16 protein-coding genes are annotated in these 18,387 nt (G+C 49.3%); 10 read left to right on the forward strand and 6 right to left on the reverse strand.

Annotated elements, in window-relative coordinates:
- Positions 1–27 precede the first annotated feature (27 nt).
- Positions 28–345, forward strand: coding sequence for a hypothetical protein (locus tag ACO0LB_RS02070; protein ID WP_423045974.1), 318 nt, complete (start codon positions 28–30; stop codon positions 343–345).
- Here ACO0LB_RS02070 and ACO0LB_RS02075 read toward each other — a convergent pair.
- A complete protein-coding gene (locus tag ACO0LB_RS02075) occupies positions 324–2,660 on the reverse strand; it encodes a heavy metal translocating P-type ATPase (RefSeq protein ID WP_423045975.1) in 2,337 nt (778 codons plus the stop codon). The genes ACO0LB_RS02070 and ACO0LB_RS02075 overlap by 22 nt on opposite strands.
- A 208-nt stretch (positions 2,661–2,868) precedes the next feature.
- On the opposite strand from ACO0LB_RS02075, the gene cadR reads away from it, so the two are divergent.
- Entirely contained in the window at positions 2,869–3,306 is a 438-nt protein-coding gene (gene cadR / locus ACO0LB_RS02080) for a Cd(II)/Pb(II)-responsive transcriptional regulator (RefSeq protein WP_423045977.1), read from the forward strand.
- Here the strand turns inward: cadR and ACO0LB_RS02085 are convergent.
- The gene (locus ACO0LB_RS02085; RefSeq protein WP_423045979.1) at positions 3,303–3,989 is read right to left on the reverse strand and encodes a MarC family protein; all 687 of its coding nucleotides are present in this window, start codon (positions 3,987–3,989) and stop codon (positions 3,303–3,305) included. The two genes, cadR and ACO0LB_RS02085, sit on opposite strands and share 4 nt — an antisense overlap.
- A gap of 210 nt (positions 3,990–4,199) precedes the next feature.
- Here ACO0LB_RS02085 and ACO0LB_RS02090 point away from each other — a divergent pair, with 210 nt between their 5' ends.
- The 3 genes from ACO0LB_RS02090 to ACO0LB_RS02100 all read left to right on the forward strand — a co-directional run bounded on the left by ACO0LB_RS02090 (position 4,200) and on the right by ACO0LB_RS02100 (position 7,232).
- Complete coding sequence (locus tag ACO0LB_RS02090) at positions 4,200–4,748, forward strand: GNAT family N-acetyltransferase (protein ID WP_423045981.1); 549 nt, start codon at positions 4,200–4,202, stop codon at positions 4,746–4,748.
- Positions 4,749–5,085: 337 nt separating this feature from the next.
- Positions 5,086–6,771, forward strand: a complete 1,686-nt coding sequence (locus ACO0LB_RS02095) for a M28 family peptidase (RefSeq protein WP_423046136.1) — start codon at positions 5,086–5,088, stop codon at positions 6,769–6,771.
- 68 nt (positions 6,772–6,839) lie between these two features.
- Positions 6,840–7,232: a VOC family protein gene (locus tag ACO0LB_RS02100; RefSeq protein WP_423045983.1), complete on the forward strand. Its 393-nt coding sequence runs from the start codon at positions 6,840–6,842 to the stop codon at positions 7,230–7,232.
- A gap of 131 nt (positions 7,233–7,363) precedes the next feature.
- Here ACO0LB_RS02100 and ACO0LB_RS02105 read toward each other — a convergent pair whose 3' ends face one another.
- A complete protein-coding gene (locus tag ACO0LB_RS02105) occupies positions 7,364–9,670 on the reverse strand; it encodes a TonB-dependent receptor (protein WP_423045985.1) in 2,307 nt (768 codons plus the stop codon).
- 94 nt (positions 9,671–9,764) lie between these two features.
- Positions 9,765–10,160 (reverse strand): DUF2946 domain-containing protein, encoded by a 396-nt coding sequence (locus ACO0LB_RS02110; protein ID WP_423045987.1) that lies wholly within the window; start codon positions 10,158–10,160, stop codon positions 9,765–9,767.
- A gap of 207 nt (positions 10,161–10,367) precedes the next feature.
- Here ACO0LB_RS02110 and ACO0LB_RS02115 point away from each other — a divergent pair, with 207 nt between their 5' ends.
- From ACO0LB_RS02115 to ACO0LB_RS02125, 3 genes are all read left to right on the forward strand, one after another.
- Positions 10,368–11,834, forward strand: coding sequence for an APC family permease (locus ACO0LB_RS02115; RefSeq protein ID WP_423045989.1), 1,467 nt, complete (start codon positions 10,368–10,370; stop codon positions 11,832–11,834).
- Positions 11,835–11,901: 67 nt separating this feature from the next.
- Positions 11,902–12,375, forward strand: coding sequence for a CreA family protein (locus ACO0LB_RS02120; protein ID WP_423045990.1), 474 nt, complete (start codon positions 11,902–11,904; stop codon positions 12,373–12,375).
- Positions 12,376–12,522: 147 nt separating this feature from the next.
- On the forward strand, positions 12,523–13,383 hold the full coding sequence (locus tag ACO0LB_RS02125) for an HDOD domain-containing protein (RefSeq protein ID WP_423045992.1): 861 nt from the start codon (positions 12,523–12,525) through the stop codon (positions 13,381–13,383).
- Positions 13,384–13,991: 608 nt separating this feature from the next.
- Here the strand turns inward: ACO0LB_RS02125 and ACO0LB_RS02130 are convergent.
- Both ACO0LB_RS02130 and ACO0LB_RS02135 read right to left on the reverse strand, forming a co-directional pair.
- Entirely contained in the window at positions 13,992–14,783 is a 792-nt protein-coding gene (locus ACO0LB_RS02130) for an N-acetylmuramoyl-L-alanine amidase (protein ID WP_423045994.1), read from the reverse strand.
- A gap of 2 nt (positions 14,784–14,785) precedes the next feature.
- Complete coding sequence (locus ACO0LB_RS02135) at positions 14,786–15,763, reverse strand: N-acetylglucosamine kinase (protein ID WP_423045996.1); 978 nt, start codon at positions 15,761–15,763, stop codon at positions 14,786–14,788.
- Positions 15,764–15,968: 205 nt separating this feature from the next.
- On the opposite strand from ACO0LB_RS02135, the gene ACO0LB_RS02140 reads away from it, so the two are divergent.
- Positions 15,969–17,288: an AmpG family muropeptide MFS transporter gene (locus ACO0LB_RS02140; RefSeq protein ID WP_423045998.1), complete on the forward strand. Its 1,320-nt coding sequence runs from the start codon at positions 15,969–15,971 to the stop codon at positions 17,286–17,288.
- Between the two features lie 102 nt (positions 17,289–17,390).
- On the forward strand, positions 17,391–18,386 hold the full coding sequence (locus ACO0LB_RS02145) for a succinylglutamate desuccinylase/aspartoacylase family protein (protein WP_423046000.1): 996 nt from the start codon (positions 17,391–17,393) through the stop codon (positions 18,384–18,386).
- Position 18,387 lies beyond the last annotated feature (1 nt).

The raw sequence follows: 18,387 nt of genomic DNA on the forward strand, positions 1-18,387 counted from the left end.
GGCACCACATTCGACGGAGAACGCATTATGTATCTGGATCATCCAAAAATTTCTGCCACAAATAGTGAAACTGAACCAGACCGCATTGAGCGTCTGAGTCGTGTATATGGATATGCAATTGCTTTGGCAGATGTGGATGGCAATGCAGAATGCATTACCAAACTCGCTAAAATTCATGACCACAAAGGCACGTTGATGGTGATCTGGTACGTCGCACCGACTCCTACAGAAAAAAACTACTTTTTACGTGCCTGGCAAAGCCGTATCGGTGATGAGTCAGCGCAGGTCGAACACGCGCTGATGTTACACGAGCCATTGGCAGCTCATTCCTCGACTGGCGAATAACGCAGCAGGCGTAAGCCATTCAGTACGACCAGCAAACTGGTGCCGGTGTCAGCAAATACCGCCATCCATAAGCTGGCGTGTCCACTGAGCGCGAGTATAAAAAACAGGGCTTTGACGGATAAGGCAAACGCAATGTTTTGCCATAATAATCTTGAGGTCTGGCGCGAGATACGAATGAATTCAGGTATCTTGCGCAAATCATTTTGCATCAAGGCGACATCGGCCGTATCCAATGCGGTATCACTACCGGTGGCCATCGCAAAGCCGATATCGGCTCTGGCTAATGCCGGTGCGTCGTTGATGCCGTCGCCACACATACCGACGAGTCCTTGCTCGCTCAGCGTTTGTATCGATGTCAGTTTTTCATCCGGTAATAGTTGACTTTGCACATGGTCGATGCCTGCCTGGCTGGCAATAGCCTGTGCCGTATGCCGGTTGTCACCGGTTAACATGATCGTTCGCACGCCAAGCGCGTGTAGCTGCGACATCGCTTCTGCGCTGTGTGCTCGCAATTGGTCTGCGATGGCCAGCATACCGATTAACTGATTCTCTTGGCACAATAACGACACGGTGTTGCCTTGTTGCTCCAATGTTTGCAATTGCAATTCGAGTGCAGAACTCAGGCTGACATCGCCTTGTAACGCAGCGAGCATAGCGCGATTGCCAAGGTGATATTGTTGTCCTGCGATGGTGGCGCTCACTCCACGCCCACGACCCTGATTCCATAGCTGCAGTCCTTTAACTGGCAGCAAGCTGGTTTGACATGCATTGAGCAGCGCATGTGCCAGCGGATGATTCGAATGCGCGTCCAGACTTGCGGCCAGTCGCAACACTTCCTGTTCATCCAGAGCTGACAGGCTGATAATCTGCTGAAGCTGGGGTTTGCCTTCGGTCAGGGTTCCGGTTTTATCGAATGCGATGCAAGAGAGTGTTTTTCCTTGTTCAAGATACAGCCCACCTTTGACAACCAGCCCCCGGCGAGCTGCCAGAGCCAGTCCGCTCACGACGGTGACCGGCGTTGAGATGACCAATGCGCATGGGCAGGCGATTACCAGCAGAACCAGCGCACGGTAAATGCTGTCGTGCCATCCGTGTTGTAGCAATAGTGGCGGAAGTATCGCCATTAACAGAGCGATGGCAAATACGATGGGTGTGTAGCGGGCGGCAAAGCGGTCAACAAAGCTTTGCGTTGGCGCACGCTGGCTATGCGCGTCCTGCACTGACTGGGCAATCCTTGCCAGCATGGTTGTGTTTTGGGTTGCCGTGGCACGAATATGCAATACGCCAGACTGATTCAGGCTGCCTGCGTAGACGGTATCACCGGGCTGTTTTTCGACTGGAATACTTTCGCCGGTAATCGCGGCCTGATGCACACTGGAGTGACCATATTCAACGTTGCCATCCAGTGCAATTCTGTCACCGGGACGAATCTGGATCAGTTGGCCTATCTGTATAGACGACGTTTCTTGCGTCTGCCAGCGCTGGTCTTGTTGTTGTACCAATGCTGTTTCCGGCGCCTGGGTTTTCAGGCCCCGGATAATGTCACGTGCACGGGTCAGGCTTGCATTTTCTATCGTTTCTGCCAGTGCAAATAGCCAGATGACCGTCGCTGCTTCAGGCCATTGTCCAATCGCGGTAGCACCCAGAACAGCCGCAGTCATCAGCAGATGGATATTCAGCGTGAAATGGCGTAGGGCGATCCACCCCTTTTTTAATGTGGGAATGCCACTGATGAAGATCGTGATCAACGCCAGCAGAGCAATCGGCAATGACCGGTCTTGCCCGCTTGTCCACGCCAGGGCTTCTGCCGAGAAGGCCGCTACTCCGCCAATCACCATGCGCAGGATCTGTCCCTTATTCATTGCTGTTGGCGTGGCGATCGCTTCGTTGTTGCTTGGTGTGACAGCAACCCCCGGCATACCAATGTTGCTGAGTACCTGGTGAATGTGCTGCGTGTCACGGACATCGTGATGAACGGTCAATATTCGATTCAGTAAATCGAAATCCAGACGGAAGATATTATCGATGGAAGCAAATGCCTTACGTATCAGCGCTTCTTCGGTTGGGCAATCCATATTATGGATATGCAATTGCAGATGTTGGGCTTTGGCGGGAAGCTCGGTACGATTGTGGGACGCTGATGTATCCACCTGAGCATGTGTATGCGACGCAGCGTGGCCATGTACATGATGTGCATGATGCTCATGAGCGGACGTATCATGCGTGCTTTGCCCTCTGTGCTCGTGAGACGCATGTTGCGGAGTGGTGTCGGGCTGCGGATGTGTGTGTCCGCAACAAGGAATTTTCTCGGTCATCTGGAATCTCGTTGATCTCACTGCTGAAAGAATGATCTCAGTGTAGACTCTGAAGTCGCTACAGGGTCAAGAAAAATACAAGAGCCTCTTATTTTTCATCAATATTTTGATACTCCCCTACCATTTTCATTTAATCTGTCTACAGACTAGGTATTTACAGTGGGTAAAATATATACTCATAGGGAGTATATTTCATCAGGAGCAGGCGATGCGTATCAGTGAACTGGCCAGGGCGACTGGCGTTGATGTAGAAACCATACGATATTACGAAAAACAGGCACTGCTGCCAGCGCCTGCCAGACAAGAGAATGGCTACCGCAGCTATACCGCAGATCATCTGGAGCGCTTGTCGTTTATCAGGCACTGTCGGGCGTTGGACATTTCTTTGGCGGATGTTCGCCGTTTGAGCGATTTCATCAATCAGCCAGCAGACGATTGCGGCGATATCAATCAACTGATTGATCAGCAAATTACCCGGGTCCGCGCACGTCTGAACAGTATGCAGGCGTTAGAAAAACAGCTCACCCAATTGCGCGCCCGTTGTCATGAGCCACATTCGGGCAAGGAATGTGGCATCTTGCATGAGCTGGTCGCGGCGGCACATGGTGAAGCCTGCGCCTGCCATACCACCGCGTCAGAGAGTTAATGGAACCGCAGATCTTCAATCAACGCTGAGATGCCTGCCCAGCCAATTTCGATGCCGATGCACAGCAAAATGAATGCTGACAAGCGCATGAGTACCGTTGCGCCGACATCACCCAGAAAGCGCTCCATGTTGCGGGCAAAGCGATAGCACAGATAAATCACTAGCGAAGTCAGCAGCACGCCCAGAGCCGAGGCAATACTGGTGATGATCCAGTCAACCGGCTTATGTGGCATCTGCGTGCCCAATGTGATGGAGGCGGCAATCGTCCCCGGCCCGACTGTCAATGGGAAACTGAAAGGATAAAAACTGCGGCGACGTAATTCTTCGCTGCTCCAACTGCCGCCATGTGATGCCGCAACAGAATTGCGTAATTTGTCCTGGCCCTGATCGTTCAATAATTTCCAACCTGCCATCGCGACCACAATGCCACCCGCGACACGGACGATAGGCAGTGAAATGCCAAAAAAATCCAACACATAAGAACCGACAAACACCGCACCCATCAGCAGAAAAAAACAATTCAAGGCGATACGTTTCGCCAGTTTGCTGGCCAGTGTTGTCTCAAGCGGGCCAGTCATCGATAAAAAAATCGGCGCTATCGCAATCGGATTTAAAATGGGCAACAAGGTAATGGGGACAACGATCAGCGCTTTTAAAAAAACGATCAGCGCAATATTATTCATAACAATTCCTTAAAAAAACAGATGCACGATTATGCAACAGAATCCCGGCAGATTTTTCTGAAGCAGTGCTGAATTTGCTGCGCTACGCCACATTGTGAGATACAGCCGAACGCGTTTCTGCAGTGCTGAGAAGTACCGTCTTCATGTGCAGGGCTGAGTTGCTATCTGTCTTGGTATTGCCACCATACCGCCGTCAATAGTGAAAGAGATATGCAAGATTTTCCACAAATAACAACTTCCCGCTATCTGCTGCGACAGATTGTGGCGGCGGATATGCCTTTCATTTTTAAAGGGATGTCTGATCCGCAAGTGATTGAATATTATGGCCTCAGCTACGAGACTTTGTCGTCGACGCAGGCGCAAATGGACTGGTTTGAACTGATCTATCATACCCGGACAGGTATCTGGTGGGCGATTGCTGATCTGGCTGCGCCTGAGCAATTGCTCGGATGTTGCGGTATCAGTGATTGGGAACAGGATGACCACTGTGCTGAAATGGGATTTTGGCTTTTCCCGCAATATTGGCGACAGGGGGTGATGAAGGAAGTGCTTCAGGCCGCATTGCAATGCTGTTTTCATGAATTGGGCTTGCACCGGATACAGGCACTGGTTGAGCCGGATAATCGCGGTAGCTGGCGATTGTTGGAAAATCTGGGTTTTCAGCTGGAGGGCATTTTGCGTGAATGTGAGCGCAAAGGCGAGCGTTACGTCGATCTGCGGTGTTATTCCAGACTGGCGACAGATGCACCATTGGCATAAAACGATATCAAGAGCAGAGTCATTCAGGATTGTTACAAAACCGACCTGGCGGCATGATGTTCCCTTGTTGTACAAGTGCAGACAAATCCATGACAAGCTCATACAGAGTGCGATGGATTAACTGCCTGGTTATCGACCGGAACTTTTTTTGTTTTGAGTGCTCCTAATGTTTGAACTGGCAACTCCTTTGGCAACTTCGTTGATAACTGATTTGATCATTGCATTCCCGTTTTAAGCCGTGACCTTGTTGATAAGGTCATAGGCGACTGCAAAATCGATTCGATCATCGATTCAATAACCGATTTAATTCACGACGTAACAAACTTTCCTGACGATGATGAAAACTCTGACGACAAGCTGCGTAGCCGCAAGCCTGGTACTGACTGCCGGATTGGCCCCGGAACAAGTGATGGCGCAGCAAATACAGCAACAAGCACAGAAACAAACACAAAGAACGCAGCAGGCACAAGTGCGCGAGCCGGTATTGCGCTCCCATCTGGCTTTTCTGGCGGATGATTTGTTGGAAGGGCGCGGGACAGGTCAGCGTGGAGGTGATCTTGCGGTGCGCTATCTGGAAACACAGGCTGCGCTGATTGGTTTGCAAACCCTGAATGCTAAAGGTGTGGAGGGATATCGCCAGATCGTCAGACTCACAGGTAGTCAGACTTTGCCCGATAGCCGCGTGATTTTTAATGTCAAAGGTCAGCAGATTGTTCCGCAATGGGGTTCGCAGATTGTGTTTGGCTCTTCTGGCGGCAGAGCCGATGTGGCATTTGATGCGCCGGTAGTCTTTGTTGGTTATGGCATACGCGCTGAAGAGGAACGCTGGGACGATTTTAAGGGTGTTGATCTGAAAGGCAAATTACTGATCATGATGGTCAACGATCCCCAGCCAACTCAGACAGAGCCAGAGCGCTTTGGTGGTAAGGCGCTGACTTATTATGGTCGCTGGACTTATAAGTACGAAGAAGCGGTACGACAAGGGGCTGCGGGCGTATTGCTGATACACACAACACCGTCCGCCAGCTATGGCTGGAATGTGCCTCAGACCAGCTTCAGTCATGAGCGTTTCAGTCTTCCTGGTAGCGGTAATGGGCTGGAAGGCTGGTTGCAGGAAGATGTGGCAAAAGCGCTGTTCGCTGCATCTGGGCAAAATCTGGATGAGTTGCGCGCACAGGCCGAGAGTCGTGATTTTAAACCCGTCTTTTTAAATGCCGATGCCAGCGTGCATGTGCATAATCAGGTGCGTCAGGTCGAGCAGTTTAACGTACTGGGAATGGTGCCGGGAACTGATGCCAGACTGCAATCTGAAGCCGTGATTTACTCGGCGCATTGGGATCATCTGGGAACCGAGCGACATGCCGATGGCAGCATGCACATCTGGAATGGTGCAGTCGACAATGCATCTGGTTCGGCAGCACTACTGGCAATGGCGCAAGCAGCGGTAGCGCATCCGGCAAAGCGGACACAGATTTTTTTATGGCCATGTGCGGAAGAACAGTATTTATTGGGCAGTGCTGCGTATGTCAGTAATCCACCCTGGCCTCTGGCAAAAACGGCGGCGGATTTGAATCTCGATAGTATGAATTTTGTCGCAGCTACGCGCGATATCGGCGTGGCTGGTAGTGAGCGTAGTAGCTTGTATCAGAGCGCTGCCCGTGTCGCAAAAAAAATGGGTTTGCAGTTGGCACCGTCAGTCCCTGATCTGGGTGGTGCGTATTTCCGTGCCGATCATTTCAATTTCGCACGTGCGGGCGTACCGGCATTTAATGTTGGGTCAGCGGTATTTTCCGGCGACGGACATTTTCATTTTGCCAGAGAACCGCAACAAACACTCAAGCAGCAGATGACCGGATTTAAAGCCGATTATCACACTGAACGTGATAAGTACCATGCAAACTGGGATTTGAGTGGAATGGTGCAGCAAGCACAGTTCACTCTGAATCTTGGTATGGAGGTTGCTAACAGTGCGGGTTTGCCAGTCTGGAACAAGGGTGAAGCTTTTGCGCAGATTAAACGCTGAGAGAACATTTTCTTTGCACGGATTATCTGACGCTATTCGATATTATTCGACATTATTCAACCTGGATTATGCAATTACTTGGCATTCATCACGCAGCAATTATCTGTTCTGATTATGCAGTTTCCAGAGACTTTTATACGCAAATACTAGGATTGCAGATTCTGGCTGAACATTACCGTGCGGAGCGACAGTCTTATAAACTGGATCTGGGATTGCCGGACGGTTCGCAAGTCGAATTGTTTTCATTTCCGGACGCACCGGCACGCCCCTCGTATCCAGAGGCACAGGGCTTGCGTCATCTGGCATTTGCGGTCAGTGATATTCTTGCCTGCAAGGCGCAGCTGGAGGCAAAAGGTGTGGCAGTGGAACCGGTTCGTACCGATGAATATACGAACCGGCGCTTTGTCTTTTTTGCTGATCCTGACGGCTTGCCGCTGGAGTTATACGAAGTCATACGCTGATGATGGCTTATTGCCGCTGACTCTGATCGTGACTGATCCGGCAGGAGGATGAGTGATCAGGGGCAGCGGTTCCGTTTATTCGACACATTCAGCTATTCAGCTATTCAGCGTAAGGCCATTTCTTTTTCAGCTCAAAAATCCCACTTCAACTCGGCAACGACGCTACGTTGTGTGTAGGGATGAAATGCCCAGTATTTTTTGTTGTTGATATTATCAACGCCCAATGAGGCACTCCATTGCCGTGCTAACTGATAACGTACACGAACATCGGCGACCACAAAGCTGGAGAAGCCAAGGTAGGTAAAGGCATTGCTATCGCTGTTATCCAGAGAGCCATATTGCTTGCCGCTATAGCGAACGCCCAGACTGGTTGACCACCTGTCGTTAGGCTGATAGCTGACCACCAGATTGGCACGCCAGTCTGGTACACGCGGCTGTTTCTTGCCAACGCTGGCGGCAAACCGATCATTTTTTGTGATCGTGGAATCGGCGTACGTCAGGCTGGCTGCCAATGTCAATCCTTTGGTGAATACATCACTTTCCTGATAGGCGATTTCTATTCCATGAGTGTGAATTTCATCGACGTTCTGGATGTTGGTGATATTGGGCGTCACCAGCGTATTGGTTTGCGAATACAAGGCGTCTTTGGTACGTTCAGCAAAGACGGTTGCCCTGAGTAAACCTTGTCCCTCATTGAGGATTCGCTCGGCACTCCATTCAGTTGTCCAGGATTTTTCTGGTTTCAGATTGGGATCGTTATTGACAATGCTGGTCGTTGATACCGTTCCCTGATAGAGCTCTGACACAGTGGGCATACGGACTGCGCGACCCACTGAGACTTTATATGTCCAGTCCTCATTGGCGCGATAAGCGATAGCTGCTTTCGGTGATACATAAGATTCACGTCGGTCCGGCAAACCGACAGACGTCGTGCCGCTGGCGATGATGCCATGGTTGGCATCCCATTGCTCAACGCGCATGCCGACAGTCGCTTTCCATTGCGCAGTCATGCGCCATGTATCTTGTGCATACAGACTTTGTAGCTGGGTATTTCCCTGAAAGGCGGATACCTGGCTGCCAGCATCTGCCTGTTGCCAGTCACTGGTATTGGATACTTTGCTCCGTAACTGATAGGCTTCACGCTGATAACCAAATTCTGTCGTATGCGCTGCATCTGGTCGCCAGATACCTTTGACTGCGAAGGTGTTCCAACCTGTTCCTGCGCCATCAGTAATGCGGCCGGCACCACCGCTATTGGCTGCGGGAATGGCGACTGTTGGCGCCCGGCTGATATCCTTGTTGTAGTCATACAGGCTGGCGGCAATTTCCCAGTCAAAAACACCCCGGGTATTGCTTTTCAGATTGATGCCATGCGTGATGTGTTCGAGCTGGTTAATGCTATTGGCAATGTCCGTTGCCGCCAGCGTATATTTTTTACCTGCGATATTCACATCGCCGCTGAATATGGCGTTACCCACCGCATCGCGAAGATAACTATCTGCGCTGCTGCGCATGTGATTGCGCCAGTAGCCCAAGGTATAGCTGGCTCGCAGTGTTGGGCTGAAATCATACGCCAGCTTGATTTTTGCGTGATCTTGAACGGTATTGTATTGTCCGGTTGCTCCGAGTATCCACCAATCCATGCCTTGTGGATTTTTACCCGGAATGGCACCACTGACGACAGTGCCACCAGCATTACTGGCGCCGGTTGATAATAATTTGTTGGCAAATGACAGCGGATGACCATCGCTGTCGAGCTGATTGACATTCACCCACCACGACAGATTACCTTGTTTATTTCCAAGGCTGGCGCTTAGCTGCTTACCGCTGTAACTTTGATCTGTACCATAGAGTTGGAATTGTTCAGAAAAACCGGTGATTTTGGCATGCGCTTCAAATTGCTGTGGCATGCGGGTCACATAATCAACGACTGCGCCAGCCGAGTTGCCCGGGTAGGCGGCAGAAAATGGCCCATACAGCACATCAACACGCTCGATTTCTTCCGGCGTGACCATACCCCAGCGAGGAGTAAAGCTTGCTCCATTACCCAGCAGATTTGAGAGCAATACGCCATCAGCATAGATGAGCGAGCGGGCACTGTTGCCTGTCCCTGATGCGCGTGTCGCCAGTACCGCGTGGTTATAGTCACCGACATAGCGTTTGCGAACCAACAGACTGGGCAGATATTTGAGCGCGTCTTCGGCATCAATCGCATTGATGGTTTGCTCAATGGTTTTGGCGTTAATACCTTCTATCGTTGTAGGAATTTCTATCGGCAATGAAGATGGACGGCCACCGTTGATAATCACCTGTGCTTGTGAATCAGTCGCATCGGATGCCACAGAATGAGCTGACGCGATTGAGGAAAAAACAGGCAGTGTTGTGGCGACAGCAGTCACCAGTGCGCGCAGGCGCACAGAAGGATAAAGAGTATTCATTCAGTCTGAAATAAAAAAATGCAAAAGGAACTGAACGCATCAGCAATGATCTGGTGCGTGATTCAGTCAAAATTCAGTGCAAAGGAGAGTTATTTCAGACTGAGGGCGGACCGCGTGCTGGTAATGGTGCTGCAACGATCGCTGCCAGACAGGCGGCAGGAATCGAACGTAATGCGTATGACAAGACATGCGGTGGTTCGCAAGCATCTTGTTGCGGTAATGCAGGAGGAATACCGGTCGCTAAACAGAGTGAGCAATCCAGCAGATGTGTGATGGATTTGCTGCTATCACCGTTATCGTTACCAGGCTTATTGCCAATTTCCCCGGTTTGGCTGACCAGCTTGTAGCCTGTGCTGGTACAGATCAGGTTCATGGCTTCAGACTTGAACATCGGCGATGCCATAGCAACACCCAGCGTCAGTATGTATAGGCACAATACTGCACGTATCAGGTGATGAAAATGTCGTCGGGATTGTCTGAACAATGGCATGGCCGGGATTGTAGCATCGTTCTATGTGTGGAAATAACGGAATATCGCATGCTGAAATAAAGTTTATACCAGATCAAAGCATGCTTAATTGCGGCTATGATGAGCGTTTTAATGCCAATATTCGCGCATAAAAAGCGATATTGATATGAATGACAATTTATCTGAACCGACCTCACATTGGTACGGTGTTAAAAATAAGGAATCATCTTGAGTCAACAAACACTCGTTCAGCAATTGACAAGGACAAAGTCCATTGACGCTCACGATATCGTGATCGACGATCATCCGCATGCGCTACATCGCTCTTTGGGCGTTTTTTCGCTCACGATGATTGGTGTTGGTGCCACGATCGGCACCGGCATTTTCTTTACAATGGTGGAAGCTGTGCCGAAGGCTGGTCCATCGGTCATTTTGTCGTTTCTAATTGCTGCCTTTACTGCCGGTCTGACTGCTTTATGTTATTCGGAGTTGTCTTCCAGGATTCCGGCATCTGGCTCCTCTTATTCGTTTGCCTACGCTACTGTGGGTGAATTTGCGGCTTTTATCGTTGCCGCCTGTTTACTGCTGGAATATGGCCTTGCAGCGAGTGCTACAGCGATTGGCTGGTCAGCCTATCTGAATAATTTTTTAATGAATGCGGTTCACTGGCAAATTCCTGAAATGCTGCGTAACCCCATGATCGTCTCCGGCGCTCATGGTACGGAGTTTCATCCGGGTCAGTTTAATTTGCCGCCGGTGATACTGGTGGCGATCTGTTGTATTTTGTTATTACGCGGAGCGAAAGAGTCCGCGACGGTTAATGCCATCATGGTGATGATCAAACTGGCTATTCTGGTGTTTTTTTCTGTTATTGCATTTTCTGGTTTTCATGCAGAACATTTCACTCCCTTCTTTAATCCGGACAACAGTAAAGGTTTAGGCGGGATGGCCGGTGTGACAGCAGCGGCTGGTACCGTGTTTTTCTCGTTCATTGGTCTTGATACTATTGCTACCGCAGGTTCTGAGGTCAAAAATCCTAAGCGCAATGTACCGTTGGGTATCATGGCGGCGCTTCTGATCGTGACCGTGTTTTATATGTTGGTCGCCGTAGCTGCAGTCGGTGCGCAACCCGCCAGTATGTTTGAGGGACAGGAAGCAGGATTGTCTGTGATTTTGCAAAATGTGACTGGTCATACCTGGCCTGCGTTGATTCTGTCAGCAGGTGCCGTCATTTCTGTGTTCAGCGTTACGCTGGTGACGATTTATGGGCAAAGCCGGATTTTATATGCCATCAGCAAAGACGGTTTGATTCCTGCTTCATTTCAAAAAGTGCATGTCCGCACCCGTACTCCCGTCAGTAACACCATTATTGTCTGTCTGCTGGTAGGTATTGTGGCTGGTTTGGTGGATGCTACCTTTCTTTGGGATATGGTCAGCATGGGAACGCTGGTGGCGTTTATGGTGGTGTCGGTTGCAATACCAGTGATCCGTAGACAGGGAATAGGCCTGAATAACGAAGGTTTTCGTGTGCCATTCGGGCCTTACCTGATACCTGGAATGAGCATTGCCGCATGCCTGTATATTTTGAAAGATTTATCTCCTGCCACGTTCAGAATATTTTTTATCTGGATGGCGATTTCAATCGTGATTTATTTCTTTTACAGCATGCGTCATTCTCATTTGCATCCCAAATAAGTGGCTCAGAGCAACTGAGAGTAAGAAAACGTATCAAACAACCAGGTGTGTGGTGACAGAAAGGTGAATGATGAAATTCAAGTTCGTATGGTGCTTCGCTTCCTGCTTATTGCTCAGTGCAGCGCAGGCAGAAACCGTAGGCAGTGTGGATACCGCTTTTAAACTGATAGGCCCAGATCATAAGGTTGTTGTAGAAGCCTACGATGACCCCAAGGTCGCTGGCGTGACTTGTTATGTCTCACGTGCCAAAACCGGTGGCATTACGGGAGGACTGGGGTTGGCTGAAGATAAGGCGGAAGCATCCATTGCTTGCCGTCAGGTAGGCGCTATCAGTTTTGCCGCACCATTGCGTCAACAAGAGGAGGTCTTTAATCAAAGTTTGTCTGTCTTGTTTAAAAAACTCAGAATTGTCCGTATGGTCGACCAAAAACGTAATGCGCTTGTGTATCTGACGTATTCCGACAAACTGATTGATGGTTCGCCCAAAAACAGTATTACTGCGGTTGCCGTTGAGCACGGAACGCAAATTCCGATGAAGTGAGGGGATTTTGAGGATTGGTTTGCTGGTCTTGTGCTTGCTGCATCAGGAGCGCGAGACCTGATACTGTATGCCTGAGCGATCTTTGTCAGTTTGATGAGGAAAGAACTTGCTACAATGTTGCGTGCAGTAAATGCGATAATTTATATTATGACAACAACCAATCCTCCGCTGGCTACCGACCAATCTGTTGACGCGCTGATCAAGACGATCCGTATTCCTCCAAGGCCGAGTTTATTGGCCGATGTGCAGGCTGAGCTGGCGCTTGATGATCCAGATCCCAAGCGACTGGCGAGCGTGATTGCGCATGATGTTGCCATGTCTGCATCATTACTGAAGCTGGCAAATTCCCCATTTTTCGGATTGCGTCTGAAAGCCAAGTCAGTTGATCATGCGGTAAATTTACTGGGACTGAAACAATGTGGCGTATTGTTGACCGGCATTATTGCGCGTCAGACTGTACAGATAGAAAAAATCTCTCTGGTGAAATTCTGGGATTTTTCTGCCAAACGAGCGCAGGCAATGTCGCAATTTGCCCGCCGTCTGAGGGTTTGTCCGGTTGACGTGGCGCACACGTTTGGATTGTTTTGCGATATTGGTATTCCCCTGCTGCTAGAGCGTTTTCCTGATTATCCGCAGACTCTGGAGATGGCAAATCAATGTCTGACTGATAAATTTACTGTCGTGGAACAAGAGCGCCACGCGACCAGTCATACGGCGATTGGTTCGCTATTGTCCCGTACATGGGGCTTGCAGGAAGAAGTGACAACAGCAATTTTGCTGCATCATGACTATGCGGTTCTGGATGATAGTGGCACCGATGAACGAGTGCGTAGTCTGATTGCCCTGTCGTTATTGGCTGAATATGGAATTATTCGTTATCACGGAGAAGAGTATTCGACTGAATGGGAAAAGGGAGGCCTACTGGCCAGCCATTTCCTGGGTTTGTCTACAGATGAGATCGAGGATTTATTTGAAGAGTTGCACGAATTACTCAATAAAGCACACTAAACTCAATGAGGTTAATTGAAGGCACATCGGGCCTGCAATTGATTGATAAGCTGACTTATTCATAAAGACGATCCCGGTAAATTCAGTCGTTACTGTATCAAAGCCATTTTTAATAATAGTGCTGGCAGCAGGATGACGGCGCAATACAGCGTAATAACACCATCGTCAGCAATGCCTGGCAGGCGTAATGGCAGCATCAGCAGCCATAGTCATGGGTAAAGTAGCAACGCCATCAGTACCAGCGGCCAGCACAGAATCAACACAATAATCCAAGCTCATATTCAAACTCATCATGCAGCATAAAGCTTTACATCAAAAGCTGCTGTAACAGGCTGGCAATGAATACCAGCGCAATGCTGGCAATGACAAGACCATCCATATTTTCAACGATTTTCATGATTGTTTCCTCCACACCTGCTCGGTGCTCTTCTACTTTAGGTCACAATTGGAAAGATGAACAGGTGGGTGTGTTGTAAATTTTTTATACTGATATTCAGCTAACAATGCTCTGACCTCAGACCGATAGCGGGCTGATATTGAGCTAATATTATCTGCTGATATCCAACTGATTTTTGCAATCGGGAGCGGTCAGTACAGCCAGCTAAAATTTAACGCGGTTTAATTTGTCCCAGCAGTGATTCCAGAATGGCCGCCGTTTGCGCATCGGGCTGTCCATCAAATTTTTCTGATCGGTATTTACTCTGAAATGCGATGAGAACGTTGCGGGTTGCGGTATCCAGCAGACCGTTTTGTGGCACGGTATAGCCGTATTGCATCAGTTTTTCCTGAAACCATTTAATCTCTGGTAATTGAGTCTCATAAACACTCATACGTTGGATAACTTCTTCCGATACCGGCCATGGAATCAAGCCGGCATCTGCCAGTCGCTTCCAGGGGAATAAAGGGCCAGGATCAGATTTGCGTTGTGGTGCAATGTCAGAATGGCCAAGAATGTATTCGGGACGTATCTGGTGACGTGCCGAGATATCTTTGACCAGCGCAATAACACGATCTATCTGTGCCGGAGGAAATGGGAAATACTCGCGGCCTGTCGCTGTGTCCTTGTAGCCGAGATTAACGATTTCGATGCCGATGGAGCTGGCATTGAGACGACTATATCCTTTCCATTCACTCAGTCCCGCATGGTAAGACATACGCTGTTCATCGACCAGTTGCCAGACAGGCACGGGATTCTGATCGCCGACCAGATAGTGGCTGCTTACACCTTGCTGACTCAGGACTTTCAATGATGTTGGCTGGTCTATTGCCGTGTAGTGCAAAATAATAAACTGAATACGGTCTTCCTGGCTCACGGCACTGATACTGGCATCGATTTTTGATGTCGTGGCACAGCCACTGAGTAGCAATGCGATGAAAGCAAACGCAACAAGTTTCTTCATGATCATAAGACTGATTGGGTAGTATTAACAGATAAGGCAAGCTGCCTTGCAGCTAACCTGGCAGCGGAAAAGTGTGGCTGGCTCGTGCTGCGTCGGAGGCTGACTTCTGGAGGAAGGTGTGCCCGCAGTGTTTCTGTGATGACAGGATGTAATTCCTGTACACGCCCACTTAATGCCATGGGTTTGGGACCATAGCGATGGCAGAGTGCCGTTCCCAGGCGCGCCAATTCTTTGCCCGCATTTTTCAGGATGTCCATTGCGACAGTATCTTTATCTGCCGCTGCCGCGACAGCCAGCGCTAGTTTTCCTATTTCACCCCGGGAGCAATGGTAGATGTAATCACGCGAATGATTCCAGTCGCTGCCGCCAATTTTAGCAAAGATATTTTTTGCCATAGTCGAGTGATGCCAGCTATGGGGATTTTCATCTTCTGCGCGCCAGATATGACGCATGGCTTCTTTGGCAATCCAAAAACCACCACCGGCATCATCCAGCAGATAACCGCGACCACCCGCACGCAAAAAATGACCATCTTCGTCAATATAAGCGGCGATAGAGCCTGTTCCTGCGTATAACAAATATCCAGTACCGGGCCGGAAAATATCAAGATAAGCGATTTCGACATCATTGCTGACTGTGATATTGGATTCAGGTAACTGGAACAGATGCGACATCATATGAGGTAAAGTCAGCAGATCACCGCCAAAGCCTGTAATACCTGCGTACACTTGATGCACGACGCCATGACAACTGGCAATCGCTGCCAGACTGGAAAACACATGCTGCAAACACTCAATGCCGGAGGTGCTGCGCGCCTGTAAGGCACTTAATCCATCCGCATTACCACTGGCGACAATTTGCTCATCATGCGTTGCCAATGCCCAGCGTGTCTGTGTACCACCCGCATCAATTCCCAACCCAAGCGAGGGCAAAGTTGGTCGATAAAGAGGGGAAGATGAAGACTGTGCGGGAAAATTCATAAATTAATGCGGCTCAATCGTACTCAATCAATACCGATGCTAAAGCTGTGTTGGATTATCATACAGCGCTTCGCGGGCTGCTCGCGCATTATCTGGCAGAATCTTGCTTTAACAGCAAGCTGCTTTGATCTATTCGTAGTGTATGCACTTATTATCGTTGTATTCACGAAACAGATATTTGAAATTTCACTCTATATGATGAGACATGACAGTAGATAAAAACAGCCGACTTATTGAGGCGCAAACCGCGCACGATCCGGTGTGGCGCTGGATACCTTCACTCTATTTCGGTCAGGGTATTCCCTATGTTGCGGTGATGACTTTGTCGGTCATCATGTACAAAAATATGGGCATGTCGAATGCCGATATCGCTTTATATACAAGCTGGCTATATCTGCCCTTTGTAATCAAACCCTTTTGGTCACCTTTTGTCGATATGTTAAAGACAAAACGTTACTGGATAGTGACCTGCGAACTGGTGATCGGTGCTTTGTTTGGACTGGTGGCGCTGACGTTGCCATTGCCTGCTTTTTTTCAGACCAGTCTGCTGGTGTTCTGGCTCTTGGCGTTTAGTGCTGCGACGCATGATATCAGCACTGATGGCTTTTATATGCTGGCGTTAGAGCAGCATCAACAGGCGGCGTTTGTAGGTGTGCGCAGCATGTTTTTTCGTATTTCGATGTTAACCGGGCAGGGGGCGCTGGTTTATCTGGCTGGAACCTTGAAAGATTTGACGGGGAATGTCGCATTTGGCTGGAGCGTGGTATTTGCGGTATTGGCAGTGATGTTCATTGGCCTGTCAGCGTACCATCGCTGGGCATTACCACGCCCCGACAGCGATCATGCTCAGGGTGATCCGGCTCATGTGATGGCCACTTTTTTTCAGATTTTTTCGGCGTTTATCAAGAAAAAAGATATCGTTCTCGGGATCGCATTTATGCTGCTATATCGCTTTGGCGAAGCGCAACTGGTCAAAATGGCCCCGCCATTTTTACTGGATTCGCTGGATAAAGGCGGGCTTGGCCTGACGACCCAGGCTGTCGGTGTCGTCTATGGAACGGTGGGAATGATCACCTTAACGATAGGCGGATTACTTGGCGGAGCACTGATTGCCCGTTCTGGTCTGAAAGACTGCCTTTGGCCAATGGCGTTGGCGATTAATTTGCCGCATCTGGTCTACGTTTATCTCGCATTTATACAGCCACAAAACATTTATCTGATTAGTGCTGCGGTAGGGATTGAGCAGATGGGCTACGGTTTTGGTTTTACTGCTTATGTACTGTATATGATCATGATTGCGGACGGCGAACACAAGACGGCACATTATGCGATTTGTACCGGTTTCATGGCGCTGAGTATGATGCTGCCTGGTATGTTCAGTGGCTGGTTACAAGCCAGTCTTGGTTATGCACACTTTTTTGTCTGGATTTGTGTGGCGGCGATACCGACATTTATTGTGACTGCGCTGATTAAGGTGGATCCTGCTTTTGGGAAAAAAACAGACGAAACAGACGAAACAGACTGATAAGAGCATACCGGTAAGTACAAGCCATAATCTCAGATAATAAGCACAGGCAATCAAGACAAATCATTGCGATGGACGACCAAGAAGAGAAAAGAAATCTGCATGTCATCAATACATTTCAATAGTAATAGTTATACGTCTATACATTCTGGTACCCGGTTAATCATCACTGGTGCGGTGCATGGCAATGAAACCTGCGGAACCAAAGCAATACATAGGGTGATTGCAGATATTGAGGCAGGCCGGCTGGAAATTTTATCCGGTTCCGTGACGTTTGTTCCTGTGTGTAATCCTCTGGCATATCGTCATCAGCGTCGACACGGCGAACGTAATCTCAACCGTCGGCTGATGCCTACAGCGCAACCTCAAGAATTTGAGGATCACGTAGCAAACTGGCTTTGTCCTTTACTGGCGAAGCATGAGGTGCTTCTCGATTTACATTCTTTCCGGGGTGAGGGGGAGCCTTTTGTCTTAACCGGCCCCGAAAATAATGATGGAACTCTGGAGCCGTTTCAGTTTGCCGACCAGGAATTGGCAATGGCACAGGTTCTTGGCGTTCATAGAATTGTCGATGGATGGCTGAGCACCTACGCACTCGGAGCGCAGCGCAGGCAGGCGAGGTTGCCATCAACGGCCAGTAACAAACGGAGAGCAGATGCGCAAATTTTATTTGGTGTCGGTACCACTGAATATATGCGTACTGTCGGCGGATATGGCATGACGCTGGAGTGCGGCGGTCATGAAGATGCAGATGCACCGGAAGTCGCATATCAGGCCATCATCAACACGCTGAAACACTTTGGCATGATTGATGGAACGGCTGCACCGACATCACGGCTTGAATATTTACGCATATGCGACGTCGTTGATAAGCTACATGCTGACGATCGATTTGTCCGCGCCTGGCGTAGTTTTGATGTATTGCATCAGAACGATCTGGTCGGTATCCGGCATGATGGCACTGAAGTCAGGGCACAGATGGATGGCCGTATTATTTTTCCAGATGAAGCAGCAGGCGCTGACGAAGAATGGTTTTATGTGACTCGCTATCATTTGCAAGACGCAGCGCCTGTCGCAATGGCAGGAGCGCAGTTGTGAA

The organism is Undibacterium sp. SXout7W (genome assembly GCF_049339385.1).
Taxonomy (GTDB): Bacteria; Pseudomonadota; Gammaproteobacteria; order Burkholderiales; family Burkholderiaceae_D; genus Undibacterium.